Origin of the sequence: Mycoplasma marinum, assembly GCF_004335975.1 — a bacterium.
Taxonomy (GTDB): Bacteria; Bacillota_I; Bacilli_A; order Mycoplasmatales; family Metamycoplasmataceae; genus Mycoplasma_K; species Mycoplasma_K marinum.
The window spans coordinates 1-19,008 of sequence record NZ_PSZO01000019.1 but is presented as its reverse complement, the minus strand read 5'-3'; the positions used below and the strand labels follow the sequence as shown (position 1 = coordinate 19,008).

Annotated in this window: 16 protein-coding genes and 2 tRNA genes; 14 read left to right on the top strand and 4 right to left on the bottom strand. The window is 28.7% G+C overall.

Going from position 1 to position 19,008, the window contains the following annotated elements:
- Window positions 1-137 precede the first annotated feature (137 nt).
- Both C4B24_RS03655 and C4B24_RS03650 read left to right on the top strand, forming a co-directional pair.
- Complete coding sequence (locus tag C4B24_RS03655; RefSeq protein ID WP_131599420.1) at window positions 138-938, top strand: HAD-IIB family hydrolase; 801 nt, start codon at window positions 138-140, stop codon at window positions 936-938.
- A 51-nt stretch (window positions 939-989) separates the two neighbouring features.
- Complete coding sequence (locus C4B24_RS03650; protein WP_131599419.1) at window positions 990-1,196, top strand: hypothetical protein; 207 nt, start codon at window positions 990-992, stop codon at window positions 1,194-1,196.
- A 108-nt stretch (window positions 1,197-1,304) separates the two neighbouring features.
- Here the strand turns inward: C4B24_RS03650 and C4B24_RS03645 are convergent, their stop codons facing one another.
- Window positions 1,305-2,972: a hypothetical protein gene (locus tag C4B24_RS03645; protein ID WP_131599418.1), complete on the bottom strand. Its 1,668-nt coding sequence runs from the start codon at window positions 2,970-2,972 to the stop codon at window positions 1,305-1,307.
- A gap of 50 nt (window positions 2,973-3,022) precedes the next feature.
- Here C4B24_RS03645 and C4B24_RS03640 point away from each other — a divergent pair.
- A tRNA-Cys gene (locus tag C4B24_RS03640) sits at window positions 3,023-3,097 on the top strand.
- Window positions 3,098-3,101: 4 nt separating this feature from the next.
- Window positions 3,102-3,178, top strand: a tRNA-Arg gene (locus C4B24_RS03635).
- A 183-nt stretch (window positions 3,179-3,361) separates the two neighbouring features.
- Here the strand turns inward: C4B24_RS03635 and C4B24_RS03630 are convergent.
- The gene (locus tag C4B24_RS03630; protein WP_131599417.1) at window positions 3,362-3,811 is read right to left on the bottom strand and encodes a deoxycytidylate deaminase; all 450 of its coding nucleotides are present in this window, start codon (window positions 3,809-3,811) and stop codon (window positions 3,362-3,364) included.
- A gap of 100 nt (window positions 3,812-3,911) precedes the next feature.
- Between C4B24_RS03630 and C4B24_RS03625 the strand changes: the two genes are divergently transcribed.
- Window positions 3,912-4,646: a DNA-processing protein DprA gene (locus C4B24_RS03625; protein WP_168388347.1), complete on the top strand. Its 735-nt coding sequence runs from the start codon at window positions 3,912-3,914 to the stop codon at window positions 4,644-4,646.
- A 199-nt stretch (window positions 4,647-4,845) separates the two neighbouring features.
- Here C4B24_RS03625 and C4B24_RS03620 read toward each other — a convergent pair whose 3' ends face one another.
- Entirely contained in the window at window positions 4,846-5,592 is a 747-nt protein-coding gene (locus C4B24_RS03620; protein WP_168388346.1) for a glycerophosphodiester phosphodiesterase family protein, read from the bottom strand.
- A 2-nt stretch (window positions 5,593-5,594) separates the two neighbouring features.
- Window positions 5,595-7,043 carry an MFS transporter gene (locus C4B24_RS03615; protein WP_131599414.1) on the bottom strand — a complete coding sequence of 483 codons (1,449 nt, stop codon included), beginning with the start codon at window positions 7,041-7,043 and terminating at the stop codon, window positions 5,595-5,597.
- Window positions 7,044-7,312: 269 nt separating this feature from the next.
- Between C4B24_RS03615 and topA the strand changes: the two genes are divergently transcribed.
- The 9 genes from topA to C4B24_RS03570 all read left to right on the top strand — a co-directional run bounded on the left by topA (window position 7,313) and on the right by C4B24_RS03570 (window position 18,931).
- Window positions 7,313-9,169 carry a type I DNA topoisomerase gene (topA, locus tag C4B24_RS03610; protein WP_131599413.1) on the top strand — a complete coding sequence of 619 codons (1,857 nt, stop codon included), beginning with the start codon at window positions 7,313-7,315 and terminating at the stop codon, window positions 9,167-9,169.
- 116 nt (window positions 9,170-9,285) lie between these two features.
- Window positions 9,286-10,446, top strand: coding sequence for a hypothetical protein (locus C4B24_RS03605; protein ID WP_131599412.1), 1,161 nt, complete (start codon window positions 9,286-9,288; stop codon window positions 10,444-10,446).
- Window positions 10,447-10,489: 43 nt separating this feature from the next.
- Window positions 10,490-11,161, top strand: a complete 672-nt coding sequence (rsmG, locus tag C4B24_RS03600; protein WP_131599411.1) for a 16S rRNA (guanine(527)-N(7))-methyltransferase RsmG — start codon at window positions 10,490-10,492, stop codon at window positions 11,159-11,161.
- A gap of 32 nt (window positions 11,162-11,193) precedes the next feature.
- Window positions 11,194-11,559, top strand: coding sequence for a hypothetical protein (locus C4B24_RS03595; RefSeq protein WP_131599410.1), 366 nt, complete (start codon window positions 11,194-11,196; stop codon window positions 11,557-11,559).
- A gap of 103 nt (window positions 11,560-11,662) precedes the next feature.
- On the top strand, window positions 11,663-12,628 hold the full coding sequence (locus tag C4B24_RS03590) for a hypothetical protein (protein WP_131599409.1): 966 nt from the start codon (window positions 11,663-11,665) through the stop codon (window positions 12,626-12,628).
- Between the two features lie 106 nt (window positions 12,629-12,734).
- Window positions 12,735-13,097, top strand: coding sequence for a hypothetical protein (locus C4B24_RS03585; protein WP_131599408.1), 363 nt, complete (start codon window positions 12,735-12,737; stop codon window positions 13,095-13,097).
- Between the two features lie 49 nt (window positions 13,098-13,146).
- A complete protein-coding gene (locus C4B24_RS03580; RefSeq protein WP_131599407.1) occupies window positions 13,147-14,145 on the top strand; it encodes an ABC transporter ATP-binding protein in 999 nt (332 codons plus the stop codon).
- Between the two features lies 1 nt (window position 14,146).
- On the top strand, window positions 14,147-18,325 hold the full coding sequence (locus tag C4B24_RS03575) for an ABC transporter permease (protein ID WP_131599406.1): 4,179 nt from the start codon (window positions 14,147-14,149) through the stop codon (window positions 18,323-18,325).
- A gap of 75 nt (window positions 18,326-18,400) precedes the next feature.
- On the top strand, window positions 18,401-18,931 hold the full coding sequence (locus tag C4B24_RS03570) for a DUF368 domain-containing protein (RefSeq protein ID WP_131599405.1): 531 nt from the start codon (window positions 18,401-18,403) through the stop codon (window positions 18,929-18,931).
- Window positions 18,932-19,008 lie beyond the last annotated feature (77 nt).

The window sequence follows — 19,008 nt, the reverse complement described above, 5'->3', positions numbered from 1 at the left end:
TATTAGAGTTCAAAGATGTTTGGATAATAAAACACCATACGAATATTCTCGCATGATGTCCAACACTTTGAGTGTGTCTTAATTTTTTATCCTAATATAGTAAGAGGGTAAACCTCTTTTTTCTTTATAATAAAAATATGAAATATAACCCTAAAGCATATTTTATTGATTTAGACGGTACTGCTTTTGATACAAGGCATGATGGAAAATTAATAATATCGGAAGAAAATAAAAAAGCGATTATAAAAACAAATAAGGAAACACCAGTTATTATTTCAACTGGTAGACACGTTAAGGATGCACTTCCTTTAATTCAAGAATTAGGATTGCAATATGCAGTTTGCCAAAATGGAGCACAAATTATTAAAAATAATGGAGAGATTATTGAAAAACATAATTTTGCTGCAGAAGATGCAGAAAAGGTATTATCAATTGCCATGAAAAATAAGTTAATGATTAAACCAAATGATGACGGTGTTTTCTTTGGTGCAAGATTCCCATTTGGAATAATAACAAGAAAAATTGGTTTTGCGACTCATCATAAATATGATTTTGTACATACTAAAGAATTTACAAAAATAGTTTTATCTGGCGCAACAAAGAGAAAAATTGCCAAGCTACAAGAACAATTAGAGAATTTATTTCCTAAGTTATCAATTGTTACTTCAGGGAATGGGTATACAATTGAGATTACTTCAGAAAAAGCGACTAAAGGTCAGGGTAATGTAGCAGTAGCTAAACTACTAAAAATTGATCCAAAAGAAACAGCTCACATTGGTGACTCAATGAATGATTCAACAACTAAAGGTAAGATGATTTTAGTTGCGATGGCAAATTCAAATCCTAAATTATTAAAAATAGCAGATTTCCATGGACCTCACCATAAGCCCGCTGGGCTTGCTAAGGTTCTTAATAAAGACGTAACTGAAAATATATAAAAACACCAAGATTAAAATATCAATGGTGTTTTTTTCTATATTCTTTTTGAAATGATTATTCTCCTAGATACAAAAATAATAAATAGTAATATTCACGCAACTATAACAACTATCCCAATTCAATTTTTGCACCCTAATGCAAGAAAAATAACATTTAGGGCAATAATACTAAAATATATGCCAACATTCCTTAAACGTGTCTTAAATAGGCAAAATAAAGCTCCAATTAATAGTAATATACCACTTGATATCCAATAATATGTGTGATAAGATTTAACATCTCTAAATTCTATTGAGTTAAAGTGCATTAAAATACCTGTAATTATTTGTATTAATGCAATAACCAATGAAATTAATAATAATTTTTTAAACATGAGTTTTACCAACCTTTTTATAATTAATATCCGCTACCTTCTTTTTAATTAGTTTTATTCCTTTTAATAAGAATCCGATAATCATTGGGCAAACAGAGACTCATTGCATATCTATAAAAATAGCTTTTGGTGCTAAATAAATTTTAACTAGTGAAGCCGTAAATGGAGAGAAAAAGAATAGTGTTGTTATAAAACCTACCAATATTAAGAATGTGTCAATATCTAAACGTTTTTTTGATTTAAAACTAAATATTATAGCAATGGCACCAGCACCAAAGACTAATCAATAAAAACCATACATAATTTCTGAGAGATAACTTATATATGATAATGAACCTAAAAATCCACTATCTACACCAAAGTTAAACCATGCATCCTTATCTTTTGATGTTACTCAAAGAATTATTGAAATTAAAAAAAGTATAAGGAAAGCAACTGGGATTCATCATTTTCGATATTTAAATAAAAACTCATCAATTTGAATTTCAATATTTTTATGTCTAATTCATAAAAGTATGAATCCAAGTATTATTGATAAAATCATTCCTATTGTAGAACCTATAGAACGTATATCATTGGTACCATTTTTTTGTAAACTAGCAATTCCACCGTGTAGTTTAATTGATTCGATGAAATAACTATGGATTGAAGCTGAAAGAATAAAACCAATAAAAACTATTGTAAATAAGATTAACAGAGTTGGCTTTGGTTTTTCTTTATAAATATAAATACCTATAAGCACTGACATATATGAGGTAAATATCCATAGGGCTGATCAATTAAAAATAAGAATTGAAATACCTGCAATACCCAACATAATAAAATTTCTTACTTTTGGAGTTTTTAAAGTCTCTCAAGATAGAAGTATCAATATAAGCGTTGTAGCTACAACGCCAATGGTTGGTGTTGAATCACCATTTTGTGAATAGGTCAATAATACAACCAATAAAGAAACAAAAGAAACACCTATGAAACCAAGAACTCTAATTTTTTTAAGAACAATTCTAAAGATAGAGCAAATTGTTGTTATTAGTATTGTTGCAACTAATATTGGTTGAAGGATTCATATTGCAAATACTCCATTAATACTTGTTACATATCAAATTGTAGAATTTCACATAAATCAAGAGTTATAAATTTTTTCTGATAATCAAGGATATTTATCTTGTGTTCCTCCATAATGCATTTGATGTATATCACCAGTTCATTTAAATGTAATTGGGCTTGAACCATTATGTTTAGAGACAAAAATTATTATAGGAATCGAAATTAGAAAAACTACACCCAAGGAAACACCCACTAACTTGGATCAATTGATTTTAAACTTCAACATATTTCTGTTTAACCAAAGAAAAATCAATATAGATAAATCTTTTAAACATTCGGCAACGACATACACAATCCCAATAGACGGCCCACTTAGTCTAAAAATAATTAGTGGAGCATAAGTGATAAACGTAACTAGTGCAAAAGTTATAAATCCTATTGGAATTGTTGCATAAGCATTCCTTGATAGGATAGAAAATTTATTTTGAATATATTTACCTAGTAGAAAAAATATAGACATAAAAACAGGTATTATTAAAAATATGCTTACCAAAGTTGAGTAAATAATTGGCTGATTATATATAAAATTTTGCGTATTAACGGGATTAGTCATAATTTTATTATAAATGATTAAATATTCTATGTATAATATATAAGCAATCTGGCACCATAGCCAAATGGCTAAGGCATGGGTCTGCAACACCCTGATTACCGGTTCGAATCCGGTTGGTGCCTCCAAAATGCGCCCGTAGCTCAATTGGATAGAGTGTCTGGTTACGGCCCAGAAGGTTAGGAGTTCGACTCTTCTCGGGCGCGCCATATCAATGAAAGTTGATCATAAAACTACTTTATTGCAGGTAGTTTTTTATTTTGTAAATTTAATTATTAATTAAAATATGTATTGGTTTGTATTTATAGGAATTTTTATTTTTAAATAATAAAATGAGCTCTTTAAAGGTGGAAAGATAAAGTAGACTTTTAACCTCTTGCTTCGGCCCAATATTATTTAATTATGATTTCTTCTAATTTAATTTGCTTTGTTTCAACACCACATTCTAAAAAGATTTTTTCAGCAACTTTAACTTCTAAAGAGTCTTTATATTTGTTGTCTTCAAAGACAACTTTTTTAATACCTGATTGTACTATCATTTTTGCACATTCATTACAAGGGAATAAAGAAACATAAATAGTTGCTCCATCTAAATTCTTAATAGAGTTTAGAATTGCATTAGATTCAGCATGAATTACATATTTATATTTATTATCTTCACCTTCTCTTGTTCATGGAAAGTTATCATTACCTTTAGGCATTCCATTATACCCAAGTCCAACTATTCTTTTTTTATCATTAACTATACAAGCCCCCACTTGTGTATTTGGATCTTTTGATCTTTTAGCTGCAAGTTTTGACATTGCTAAAAAGTATTCATCTCACTCTAATATATTGTTCATATAAATATTATATATTTGTTTTTAAACATTTTTTGTATTTTATTTTGGCTTTTATTGTTCAAAAAAGCTACATCAATATGGAGGTGGTTTAAAAATGAATATGATATTAATATGGTTCGCCATTAAATATAAAGGTGATTGAAATAAGATTTATAAAGCATTAGAAGATAAAGAAAAAGTATCTCTTAATGATTTAAGGAAAATGGAAGAAAGTCTGAAGGAAAGGTCAATTGAGGCTATAACTATTTTGGATTTAGAATATCCAAATCAGTTGAAGCGAGCATATAAGCCTCCCTTTGTTATTTTCTATCAAGGGAATAAAAAAATATTTAAAGACACATTTATTTGTACAAGTGGAAATAAATTAAATGACAAGATTAAGAATTGAATTAAAAAATCAAATAAGGAAGTATCAAAACACTTTTCATTTGTTTCTTCATTATATAAAGGTGTAGATGAAGTTGTAATAAAACACGCTCTTGATAATAAAGCAAATATATTATTGGTATCCTCAAGTGGATTAAATAAACCTTTCTTCGCTCATAAAGTAGAAGGTCAAGAAAATATATTGCTTATTTCTGAATATCCAAATGATGTTCATGTTACAAAAGAGAGATTGATAGCAAGAAATAGAATAGTAGCAGCTTTTGGAGAAAAACTTGTTCTTTATTCTTCTCAAAAAGATGGTGGTATTATGAACCTAGTTTCTAACTTCTTGAATCAAGGAAAGGAAATTTATTGTTTCCCAAGTGAAGGTGACGAGGATGATGGGAACTCTGAATTGATTAAACAAGGAGCGAATCTAATATTAAGAATAGAAGAATTAAAAAAATAAAAATATTACTCAAGCAGACTACCCATTTTAAACTATACAGTTAGCAATTTATTGATAATTACAAATTAATGTATTGTAAAGTTTTACGTGTTATTAAAAAGAGGTTGTTGTTAAATTATGAGGTATTTATTTTATTTACGATATATAAAAACACAAATTTGGGTTTGTGTTTTTTGAATTATTTAATAATTTTAAGTTGTTAAATTCTTGAGTTGCTTATTAAAACTTTCAAGCTTTTAATTCTTTTTAATTTTTCTATTACTGAACTTGAACCAGCTGTTCATCAATCATCGATGTGTCCATTATTAATAGTTCAAGTTATCATTGGTAAAGATACAACTTGTTCAAAGTAATCTAAAGTTCTTTTGTTGAGGAGTGTTTTAAATCAAGGATGAATATAATTGCAAATTGCTTTTATATCTTCAAGGTTTTCCTCTATTTCATATTTCTCAACAAAAAGAAAACCTAATTTGACATCTTTTGAAATACTTCTTAATATTTTTAGTGATTTTAAATTAAAAGAAGAAAGTATAATTTTGGCTTTTACTTTGTGGATAGCCATAATATCCAATACTTTTTGTTCTATTCCTTTATAGTGGTAAATATCAGTTTTAACTTCTATATTAATGCACTTAAATCTATTGCCATATTTTTCCAAGAACTCTCCTAATAATAGGATATTTTGCCTTGGCATTTTTTTATTGAATTTATGAGCAAAGTTTATATATTTAAGTTCTTCATAAGTCATGTCTTTTATGGAACCTTTTTTCTTAGAGGTTCTATCAATTGTTTCATCATGTATTATGACAATTTTATTATCCTTGGTTTGATGGACATCTAATTCAACACCATCAAAACCGAATATACTAGCGCATTCAAAAGCTAAATCAGTATTTTCCGGAGCAATCTCAGAATAACCCCTATGTCCTAATATTAATTTTGCCATCATTACCTCTTATCCAATGTTCTTCATCTATATTCTTTTTTACCTAATTTCTTAATTTCATGTCTATTAATTGCATAGGCACCCATTCCACAGAATATCCCAAAAAGAGTTATTCCTGTAGCTGTTAAGAATAATAATTGCAGTCCGTGTTGTGAATAACCTTTTGATCAATGTCCTGGACCTCCAGTGTGAAATGCTGCTACATTATGTTTTGCTCATGAGGAAGCCATTTGATAAAATCAAGCATCCGTTGAGAATGAAACAACAGATATTAATGCAATAATTGTTCCGTAAGTTTCTTTAGTATGAGGAATTTCATCAATAAGGATGTATCTACCAGCAACTAGGAATCAAGATATTATTCCTAATAATACAAATACAATTGAGAATAAAATTGTATAAAGTTTTTTATTTACTGTAGCAGAGTGTAAGTTATTGTTAATTCCTGGTGCTAATATTGCTATTAGTGAAATTAGCATACCAATTGTTAATAATATTAGCATCACAAGAGTTCAAGAACGTCTCTTTGATAATCATTTACCAAAAGGTCCAGAAACTAGTAACCTTAACCCATAGGACCTAAATCCAGCAAGAGCTGTAACTACAACTGCACTTGCTACTATTGCAAGATAACTTTTTAAGTAATATGCAAACACGGTTTCAAATACATACATACCCATTACAAAGAATGCTAACAACCAAACTCTAAATATTTTTGCTGGTTCTAGCGACTTAAAGTATTCTTTCTTAAATCTAAAGTTTTTCAAATTTGTTATTTTTTCACTAAATTTTCTACTTAGATGAGATTTTTCGAATGTTTCTTCAATAAAGAAATGAACTCCAATCCCTGAAACAAATAATGCAACAGCAATTATATAAACCAATGCATAGAAAAGATTGTTATTTCCTCTTGAAGCTAAACTTGTGGCAAATGTACCAATTAATGTAATAAATAATAATCCTATTAATCCATTATATGAACCTTCTAAGCCATATAGTGATGCCTGATCTTTTGGACCACCTTGTTGTGATAAAACTTTTCATAATGGTGATCATAAAAAAAGTGTTGTTGATATACCAAATCCTATAAAAATTATATATAGCAACGGTAATGATGCATTCGCTGGAAATAAACCTTGGGATGCAATTCCAAATAATATTGTAAATATACCAGACATAACAACTGATATGATAAGTAGTTTTTTACCGCTCATCTTATCAGCAATTATTCCGGACGGAATTTGAAAAATTAATACTGTATATCCCAATGAAGCGTTTAGTTGATCAAATTGATCTTGGGTAACATTTAAATATGTATATATGTGTGGTATAACATATTTCAAGTAATATGGTGCCGCCATAGAAAATATATCTACAGCTGCCAAAACAAAGACTGCAAGTATTATTTTCTTTGATAACCCATGAGTAAAATTCTTTTTAATTCAATTCATAATTCTCCTTATTTTTTTGGGCAATAATTTTAAGTGCCTTAATATTATTTAAACATAGTAAATTTGTAAAACCAAGAGATTTAAAATAATTTAATTTTTGTTAAAAAACATTAACATGCATTGTAATATTAAGCTGCATATTGGTAAAAAATAAATATAACATTTGATATTAAAAAGTGTAAATTAAGATAAAAAATTGAGGACCAAGTTTTCTATCTAAAGTGATTATGTTTTAGAGTTTCGCACTCTTGGTGTGATATAGTATTATTATGAATAATAAATTAGTAATAGTAGAATCACCAAACAAGATTAAATCAATAGAAAAATATTTAGGAGAAGAATATACAGTAATGGCATCTGTAGGACATATTGTCAAATTGCCTTCAGTGGGTTTATTTAGATTAGGTATTGATACCGAAAATTGAGAACCAAAATATAAAGTAGATCCTGGTAAAAAAACAATTGTTGCAGAAATGAAGAAAAAGGCAGAGAAGGCTGATATTGTCTATATTGCAACCGATCCCGATCGTGAAGGAGAAGCAATTGGAGATAACTTAGTTGAATACCTTGGAGTAAAAGAAAAATATAAAAGAATTCGTTTTAATGAGATTACAAAAGACGCTGTTAATAAAGCTATCAATAAACCATCAATTATTGATGCTGACTTAGTTGATTCTCAAAAAACAAGGAAAATGCTAGACCGTATTATTGGTTATAGACTTTCAACATTAATGGCTCAAAAAATGTCTAATTACCCTACTAGACCAACTGCTGGTAGAGTTCAATCAATCGCCCTTAAATTAATTGTTGAAAGAGAAGCATTAATTGATGCTTTTGTTCCAGTTCATTACTTTAATATAGAAGCCAAGATTAATGAAGAGGTTTCTGCTAAATATTACAATCCAGTTTCAAAAGAAACAAATAAAGAATGAATTATGCCAGAACAAATCGATGAAGTATTTGGAGCTCTTAATGGCCCACTTACAGTTGATAAAGTTAAAATTACAAAAAGAAAAGATCCTAAACGTACACCTTTCAAACAAGCTGTACTTTATAAGAGTGCTGAATCTTCAACAGGACTTTCTTCTAGACAAATTCAATCTGCTGCTCAAAAATTATACGAAGGTTTTGGAGATGGGGGACTTATCTCATATCCACGTACTGATTCAACAAGAATGTCAGACACATTTGTTAAACAAGCTAAACAATATATTGCTGATACATTTGGTAAAGAATACGTTGCTACTGATATTAAGGGTGTTGCTGGAGATCAAGATGCCCATGAAGCTATCCGTCCAACTAACTTAGAATTAACTCCTGAAAAAGCAAAGGGTATATTTACTCTTAAACCTGCTGAATTTAAGGTTTATCAAGTTATTTATAATAGAACTATGCAAGCATTGATGGTTCAACCAGAAAGAGAAATCTTAAGATATGAATTAGTTAATGGTGATCATAGATTTAAAATGTCTGCATCAAAAGTTATATTTGATGGTTACTTTAAAGTTACTGGTTACAAAAATGATAATGAATTACCAGTTTATAAAGAAGGTGAAGTTGTTAATGTTGCTGAATATATAAAAGAAGCAAAAGCAACTCAACCACCTGCAAGATATAATGAAGGTTCTATTATTGAAAAAATGGATGAAATTGGTGTTGGTAGACCATCAACATTCGCTGCAACTGTTAATAAAATAAAAGAACGTGAATATGTTGAGAAGGAAGGAAGAGCACTTAAACCAACTGATTTTGGTAAAGTTGTTAATGGAAAATTAACTTCTCACTTCAAAGGTATTATTAATGAAGACTATACAGCTAAAGTAGAAAAAGAATTAGATTTTATTGCAGAAGGGCAAACAAAATATAAAATTGTTATGCAAGATTTTTGAGATAAATTTAATGAGCAAATAGAATTAGCACAAGATAATATGGAACATACAAAACTTATCCCTATTTCTGCAAGTGAAGAACCTTGTCCTGATGATGGTGGACAATTAATCTTTAAGCGTTCAAGAAAAGGTGATAAATTTATCGCCTGTGCTAACTGACCAAATTGTACTTATACTGCATCTGATCCTAATAAGAAAAAATGAACAGGTAAAAGAAATTGAACTAAAAAGAAATAGTTCTTTTTTTATGTCAAAATTTAATAAAAGTATAAACATTGATATTTTTTTAGCAAACTATTTTTAATTTTTTCTACTTTTAACTATAATTAACAAAGTTAAATAAAGGGGTATTCATGAAACTAAAAGGAAAAATTTTATCTTTAGGTACAATCGCAACCATAACAACTCCAATAGTAATTGCAGTTTCGTGTGGAAGTTCAAATGATATAAATTGAAATATTAACAAAGAAATTAATGGTAAGACTAAAAATATTTCTATAGTTAAAGAAGACTTGCTTGATCTTTATGGTTCTGATGGCCATGGAACATATAAATTACCGCTTTCAAATAAAGTGGAAGGACTTTTAAAAGAAGCAAAAGCTACAAAAAAAGTTGAAGTGCTTTATTTTAAAGATGGACCAAAAGCTAAATGAATTGATACAACAAATAATGCACCTACTAATTTATCAAATTATGATCAAATTAGAGTTTCGATAAAATTAAACAATCCTGGTTATTTAGTAAATGGAAAGGATAGTTTTCAATTAGAAACTTCTCAAATTGGTTTAAATTCTGGATCAAAGTATAAATTTAAAAAAAATTGATTTAAACCTTCAACACAAAAACCTGCAAATGCATTAATTGATAATGGTGTTGTTAGTTCTGAAAAAAATAAAGTTGTTATTAATTTGGATGAAGCTGACTCAAATATAAAGATTAATGATTTAGTGATGGCGATTGCAATCAAACTCGGTTATTTATTCTCAGAGACAAAGTTAATTAAAAGTTTCAGTGAAAAAGATGCCAAAGATAGAACAGTTGTTATGCACTTACAAGATATTTACGATTCTCTAGTTAATGCTCAATCATTAGCAATAGATACAATTGATGTTAGGTATAAGGGTGAAAATTCATTACTTGACTTAACTAATGTATTAGGTGGCATTGCAAAAGGTGAAAGTTTTATTAAAGATTTTCAAACAGCTGAATTAGAGAATGGATCTGATCTTACTGCTGATTTCATAAATGCTCCAAAAACACCTGAATTTCTAAGAGATTATGGTGTAATTGCAACGCCGATAACTATTCCTCTACTTTCTTTGATATCTGGTATGAAATCAAATAAAGAGGCGTTAAAATTCTTTCCGGAACTTGCTATTAATTACGGTAGAGTTTTTAAGGATTTTGCAAATATGAAAATAGTTCATGAATGATCAAAAGATAATCTTATAAGAGGGAGAGAGATAGAGTCTATTCCGCAAATATTTATGGCGACACTTTTTAGAAATAAATAAATACATATTAGTCCTTTTGGGACTTTTCTTTTATAATGTTTTTATGACTTTTAAAGAAAAAACAAAGAAACACATTAATAACGAAGAACTTTTTACAAAACTTTGTAAATATGTAGATATGATTGAGGAAACAAATAAATACATGAATCTTACAGGATTTACAGGAGATAAACTTTGAGAAGAAGGTATATATGAATCAATTACCGCTTTAGAAACTGGAATTAATAACCCTAATGGGAAATTAATGCTCGATATAGGTGCTGGAGCAGGATTCCCCTCAATTCCTTATTTAATTGTTCACCCTGAACTTAATGTTGTTATATATGAGCCAAGTAAAAAGAGAACTGATTTCTTAGCTGAAGTATCTAAAATACTTGGTTTAAATGTAGAAATACAAAGAATCAGAGTTGAAGATTCAAAAGAAAGAGAGAGATTTGACATAGTTACTGCAAGAGCAGTTGTTAAATTTAAGCATTTACTAGAGGCTTCACATCATGTTGCTAAAATGAATGGTGAATTTGTCTTTGTAAAGGGTCCAAAAGCACACATTGAAATTGAAGAAGCGATTCAAACATCGAAAAAATTTGGTGTTTGGGCAAAAAGAATAGATATTTCAACAGAAGAGAAGTCAAATAATTTAATTTATTATAGAAAAGAAAAGGAAACTCCTGCAAAATATCCAAGAGCTTGATCTGTAATAACTAAAAAAAGATAATAATATATAAAATTTAGAAATGCGAGGTGAAAATGAAATTAAATAAAAGTAACTCAAGAATACTTTATAAAAAGCTTAGATATCTTCTTAAATCTTTATTTATAGATATAGAACTTATAAAATTTCTTTCACATAAGCAACTTTATAAATTTTTATATAGAACCACAAAATTTGATGAAAGGTTTAATTTTTCAAAAAAAGAATTAAAAATTCTTGTAGACCAAATAATTGATTTTAACTTTGAAGATCGCAAAGCAAAAGAAACGTCTTTAATTCAAGAATTTGTCTCTTATATAATTAAAATAATTAAAACTAAAGTTCAAAAATTAAAGTTAAAACCAATTGAAAAACCATTTGTTTCATTCTTTATCGATGAACACCCAATGACTTTAGAATAAAATAAAATACAAACTTAATCAAGTTAAATATAGCCATACAAAAAACAAAAAACATACAACTATATTTTCTCGATTATTTTAATTATTAACAAAGGAAAACAAAATGAAATTAACTAAAAAACAAATATCTTTAGGAGCATTAGCAGCAGTTGCCGTGATTGCAGTTCCAGTTGCAACAGTTGCATCATGTGGTAAAGACTCAAAATCAAATTCAACAGGAACAGACACTGGTTCAACAGGAACAGACACTGGTTCAACAGGAACAGACACTGGTTCAACAGGAACAGACACTGGTTCAACAGGAACAAATACACCCGTAGTTGATACTGCTTCTCATAAAACAATTGATTTAAATAATATAACAACAACAAAAATGCTATTTGACAAACTAGGTTCAACAATTAATAATACAATGCCTACAACAGCATTTGAACTGTCTGCTTTAAATCCTTCGGATTCTTCAATGCCTAAGCAAACATTTGATAATATAAACAAATATATGAATGGCATTGATACTAAAATCAATACAATTACATTTAAGTTAAATGACAAAACATTCGATTGAGATTTAACAAAACTAACTAAAACAATCGAAGAAGTTAAAACTGAAATGAAACTTGGATTTTCAAATTTAAATAGTTTTAACTTTCCCGCTTTAATTAGTGCAGATAATCCAGCGATGGCAGTTTATGTTGCTAAACAAGCAACAGAAGGTAGTGTTAAAGGGATGTTAGTGGGTATGAAATTAATGGGATTTACACTTCTACCAGGAAAAGCCTTTGAAGCATATACTCAAATGCTTAGAGAATATAATGCATTATCAAAAGAGTTTATCGCAACTGATATATATAAAGAATGAATTAAAGGTAAGAATTTTATATTGCCAATTGGTGATTTATTAGCTTCTAAAATAAAAACAGAAACAATAGAACCAGGTAAAAAATACGATGATAAAAATGATAAAGCTGCATCGGCTGGTGCAAGTGGATTTACATCAACTGAGTTTGCAAAGAATGAAAATAGTAATTTTGCCGCTCAATGAGTATTTACAATTATGGATCTATATTAATTATCTATAATTTTATATAAGCCCACGAGGGCTTATTTTTATTTTAAACATACAGTTTTATTCTCGGTTTTAGACATTAAATATATATTTAATGTAAAATATTACTATGTTAATAAACACAAAAGATAAAAAAATATTATATAAAAAGCTAAGAAGGTTATTAGCTGGTATCTTTATTGATATTGAATTAGTAAAGTTTTTATCATCAAGAAAACTTTATAAGTTGATGTGAAAAATGATGAAAAACAATGAGAAATTTTGTTTTTCTAAACAAGAAGTCAAAATATTAGCTAAAACAATAACTGAATTTAATTTTGATAATTTTAAATATTCACAAGCGACATTAATCGCTGATTTTGTTGCGTTTATTATAATTGATAAAACTGAAGAAAAAAATGAGTATGCAGAAGATAAAATGAAAGAATATGTAATTAGATTTTATGCACAACACCCTTTAACGCTTGAGTAGTTTAAACCCTTGTATGTAGTAATAAATAAAAAACAAGGAGGTTTTTCATATGTGAAAAAATCATAAAAAAGAAGAATCAAAAGATAATAAAAAAGAAATTAAAATAGAAAAGAAAACTAAAAAGAAGGCTGCTCTTGAGAGAATGACACGAGCCGAACGTTTAAAAGTTAGAATAATGAAACGTGAAATCAAAGAATACACTCAAGAAGTTAAAGTCAATGGGCGTAGACTAAAATCCGAGGAAAGACATCAAGAAATTCAAGATAAAAAAGATATTAAATTTATTAATAAAGAAAACAGAAGACCAAAAGGGACAAGAAGTCTTAAAAATATTCAAGGTAATATTATTGATCTTTCTTACATAAAAAAAGTTTATACAACAAAGACTTTAAAATTTATTGCTTTACAATCAACATCTCTTTCAATTAAAAAGGGAGATTTTGTTGTTATACTTGGACCTTCTGGATCGGGTAAAACAACGCTTCTAAACATTCTTTCTGGTTTAGATAGACCAACTTCTGGTGATGTAGTTGTTGCAGATAGAAACTTATCAGCCATGACAGATTTAGAATTAACAAAATTTAGGAGAGATCATGTTGGATTTGTTTTTCAATCTTACAACCTTTTACCCTCATTGAATGTTAGTGATAATGTAGACGTTGGTAGAGCTTTGCAAAAAAACCCTCACAAGAGAAAAGATATCATTGATCTCTTAGACCAACTGGATATGGGACCACAATCAAAGAAAAGAACATATGAACTTTCTGGTGGACAACAACAAAGAGTTTCAATTGCAAGAGCATTAGCGAAACAACCAGATATTCTTATTGGTGATGAACCAACAGGGGCTCTTGATACTCACACATCCTTAAAAGTATTCCAATTATTCCAGGAAATTAATGAAAAAAATAAAACAACAGTTATTGTGGTTACTCACAACCCTAACGTTGCACAACTTGCAAATAAAGTTATTTACGTTAAGGATGGTAAAGTTCAAAAAGTTACTGAACAAAAACCTATAAATGCAACAACTTTAAAGGAGATTTAATATGAGAAAACTTTTTAAGAACTCATTTAAATCATTTTTGAGTTCAAAATTAGCAATGATATTATTGTCACTAACGATATTTTTATCGATAGCTGTTTTCACTATGCTTTCTTCAACATCGTGGGCATTTGACGCTTCATACAATCAGGTTGTTAAAAATGGTCAATTACATGATTTTACAATTAATGAAAAGTACACTATTCAAGGCCAAAGTGGTATTGGATTAAAAGTAACGGAAAACGGTGAATCATATTACCAACTTACAGATGGGAATCCTAATAATAAAAGAAAAGGTTATGAAACTTTGAACAATGATTTTAGGGATTTATTTAAAGTCACTAGAACCGATGTCAAGACAAAAACTTCTACAGTAATAAAACCAGCTTTTAAAATTAATTTTTTAGATAGTGAAAAATTTGGGATAGATCCTACAACTAAAAATATTAAAACAATGAAAAATGGTTTTGAAATGAACATCAGTAGTGGTGACTCTGTGCTTGGAGTTAAAACTCAAACTTACATGCCTAAAATAATAACTATTAATAACAAAATACAAGCAAACACTGTTATCAATAAGTTTGAAATTAATGGTTTTGAATATGAAATCACCCCATTAAAATCATATTCAGATATAGAATCTACACTTATTAATAAGGTGGTTATTCCTGAAAAATTAGTTTCCCCTAAAACACCAGTTAATATTAGTTGGAATATAGATTGAAATAAGATGTCTGCCGATTATAGAAATATGTTGAAAATATCAACAGATCAAACTAAAAACGAAAACTTAGTTAGAAATATAATTCAGGCATATGGAATAGATGATGTAAACATAATTTGAGGGGATATTGGAACTAAAAATTTTGATATTACAAAATTAGATCTAATTGAACAAAAAGATGTTAAAAAAATAACTAATTCAGCAGAAACAGCGATTGATGAATATATTGCTAAATCAAGAACAAATTTCTTTGTAAATGAGACTAGAAAAAAATATGGTCAATATATTGCTAAGGATGGAATTAAAAATATTGAGTCTATTTACATTAACTCTGGGAAACAACAATTTAAGATTGTAGATACTAAAGATAATAAAGAAACTGTTGATAAATTGGTTCTTTTTAAAGGTAATGCTCCAGAAAATAGTTTAGACACTAAAGACATGATAGATAAGTTTAAAATCTTTTTAAAACAAAAATTTCCAAAATTCAAGGATGAGCAAATTCAAAGTAGTAAGGAATATAAAGTTGTCTTTGATAATAATTTAGGTGGATCTGCATCATTTATTGATCCAAGTTCATTTCAAGCTGTCATAACTGATGGTTATGCAAAAGAACATAATATTGAACCAATATCTAAAAGTAAATTACAAGAATTTAATAAAGAAGTTTTAAAATATGGAATTGATGTTCCGAAAATAGATGCTCTATTTAAGGATAAAAGATTCTCTAAGTATGTGCAATATATAGATAGCACTCCATATATAATTACCGGTATCGGTACTACACCCGATTTCTCATTCCCGATTATTAATCAACAAAACCCACTTCCAAATTCAAAAACTCAGGCAATATTATTTACTAATGATCATGGATATAAAAGAATTGAAGATGCCTTTAGAGGTAACCAAAAAGAAAATTATTTAGCATATAGATTTAAAGATGGAATTACTGATAAGCAAAAAAAGATGGTCCTTGCTGGTATAACTCAAATAACTAGAGAACCAAGTATGATGTCATGACCTAATAATGTAAACCCAGTTTCCACTACGTTTGATACAAATGAAAAAATAATACTTGCTCCACAACGTATTGCCTTTCTAGATAAGTTGAAACGTTCAATTACAACAATCACTTTCTTAACAACATCTTTATTAGCGGTTCTAACGGCCTTTATTATTTTAATGGTTATCAAGAAACAAATTTCAGCTAAAAGAAAAACTTTAGGTACTCTTTTAGCTAATGGTTATACAAAAAATCAAATAGCATGGTCTATGACAACAATTGCCTTAATAATAATTATTGTTCCTTCCATGTTGGGTTATATTGTAGGTCACTTCATGCAATCTGTATTCATCAATATGTTTACTAATTATTGAACATTGCCTATTTATAATGATTCATTCTCTTTAGTGACGCTTTTCCTAGTTATGGCACTACCTTGCGTAATAGTTGTTATATTTGCATATGTTGCCTCGAGAATATCTCTTAAAGATAACTTAATAGAAATTTTAAATTCATCACAGTCTAAGTCAGCTGGTTGGTTGACAAGTAAGGCACTTAAACCATTTGGTTGATTAGGAGTAAAGTCTAAAATAACTATTTCACTATTTACATCCAACATGTCTAAAATGGCTCTTGTATTCATAACAACTGCTATAACGATGGTTGCTGGAGGAGTAGCATTTTCTATTATGGGAAGATTTAATTATGCTCTTAATACTTCAAAAAGTAAAGTTAACTATACATTCAAAGTGGATATGGCTTCTCCAACCTATGAAGGTGGTTTATTAAGTAGAGTTAATCCTGACGAATTTGGAATGAAGGAAGGTGAAACATGAGGAAAGGTTTCTGATCCTCAAGAAATATTCAAAGAGGGTTTACGTCATGATTTTGCAAAGAATAAGAGTTATTTTCACATTCCAGGGAAAAATGATAATAATGAAAGATGAGAATTAAACTATTTAAAAAATAGGATGCAATTTAAATCAATGTTAAATTTCAATGTTTTAGGTGGTGTTAATCCTTGAAAAACAGCACTAAGTTTAATGCCTGAAAATCAAAGAAATATTGCCAATAAACAAGAAAAGAAATTTATTAAAACCTTAATTGAGTGATCGAATACTCCAGAAGGTCAAAAAGCATTAAAGGGTGATTTGGTAAAAATAAATAATTTCACCATAGCCGCAAGACAAAATGATTATGAATTTAATGAAACACAAATAAATTCAAATAATATGAATGCATATAAAAGATTTATTTTTGAAGGTTTAAAAGAACAAATCAGAAGATATGATACAAAATTACCATATGCCTTTCCATACTTTATTTCATACAATAATGTAACAACTGATAATGATGATGAACTTTATACTCATATTGATATTGATTATGAAGGTAAGAATCTACTGGGTCAAAAAGAAACTATAAATACAACCATCACAGGTATAAATCCTGATACTAAAATGATAAAATTTGATGATGGATTATTAGATAGATTTAAACAATTTAAATATGATGTAACAAGAGATAATGAACAAGTTGTTCCAATAATTATTAATACATACTTTGAAGAAACATATGGAGTATCAGAGGGTGATGTTATTGACTTCACAATTAAAAATAGAGCAGATAGAAAACATACAACTCAGACAGCTACTGGTAAAGGTATAGTTATTGGAATTCAAGAATCATATGATGGTCCAAAACTATATACAACACAATCAATAGCTAATTCAAAATTAGGATGAGTTGATCCAATTTCTAATAAAAAAGCATTTAATGGTGTTTATACTAAATCTGAAGATCCAATGATCTTTAAGAATATTTCGCTTTATTCAATTTCTGGATTTTATCCTGGTACTGATACGATTGATAAAAATGCAAATGTAGAATTAACACAAAACATTTCAAATAGAGTATCACAAGGATATAAAAATCAAAGAGTTGCTAATTTAGCATCATACAGAAATATTTATGGTAACTCTCCATACATATCAACATTTTCTTCTGCTAACTGAGCAGCAATGTCAAACTATGCATTTACTAATACACTTGACTTATCAGGTAAATTAATTTGAATGGTCGAAGGTATAGCAATATTCATCGCAATATTATTTGTTGCAATAATTGCTTCAATGATTATTTCTGATAATAAGAAATTTATTTCAACGATGAAAGTTCTTGGTTATAGGAATAGGGAAATTAGAAAAATGTTTTTCCGTTCACTAATGCCAGCAATTATCTTGGGATTGATTGTTGCCATACCCATCACGATAGTTGTTCTATTGATGATGAAAGCTATTATCATTTCATTTGGTGCTATTTTGGTTCCTGTTGGAATGATGGGTTGAGAGTTAATACTAACTTTCTTCTTAATTACATTTGCATTTTCAATAATTTACTACTTTGCAATGCGTAAACTAGGTAATGAGGAAATGCTTGAAGCATTCAAAGAATAGGGTAATCCCTATTTTTTTTGAAATTTATGCAACTTTGACATTCTTTGAATGTATAAAGTAGTAAAATTAAATTATATGAAAAATAAAAAAGAAAATAATAAGCCTAACCCCGCTAAAAATAAAGAGATTCAAAACGGTTACGAAGAAACGGAGTTAGTTGAAATTGTTTCTTCTTTTTCACAAGCAACTGGTATTCAATTAGGTAAAGAATTGAGCAAGTGAGTTGCCATTGGTTCATTTATGGGAGCTTCAGATGCTATACCTGGATATTGTGGTGCTACTTCTCTTGCTCTTCTTGGTGTTTTTAAACGTCTAGTACTTTTAACTAAATCCATTTTTATTCCCGAAGCTGGTCTAACAAGAATGAAAGCATTTATTTTTATGCTTCCATTTGCAATCGGATGAATAATTGGTGTATATGGAATTGCTAAAGGTACAGAATTTTTAGCTGATAGAAGAAACTTAGGGTTGGAATTACTATTCTTTTTCTCTACTTTTGTATTATGTTCAATCCCTATGTTTATTAAGGGGGAAAAACCGGAAATTGGTTTAAGACCTAAAAAAAGAAAACACTTATGAGTTAGATATATTAGGATAAAAAATTAAGACACACTCAAAGTGTTGGACATCATGCGAGAATATTCGTATGGTGTTTTATTATCCAAACATCTTTGAACTCTAAT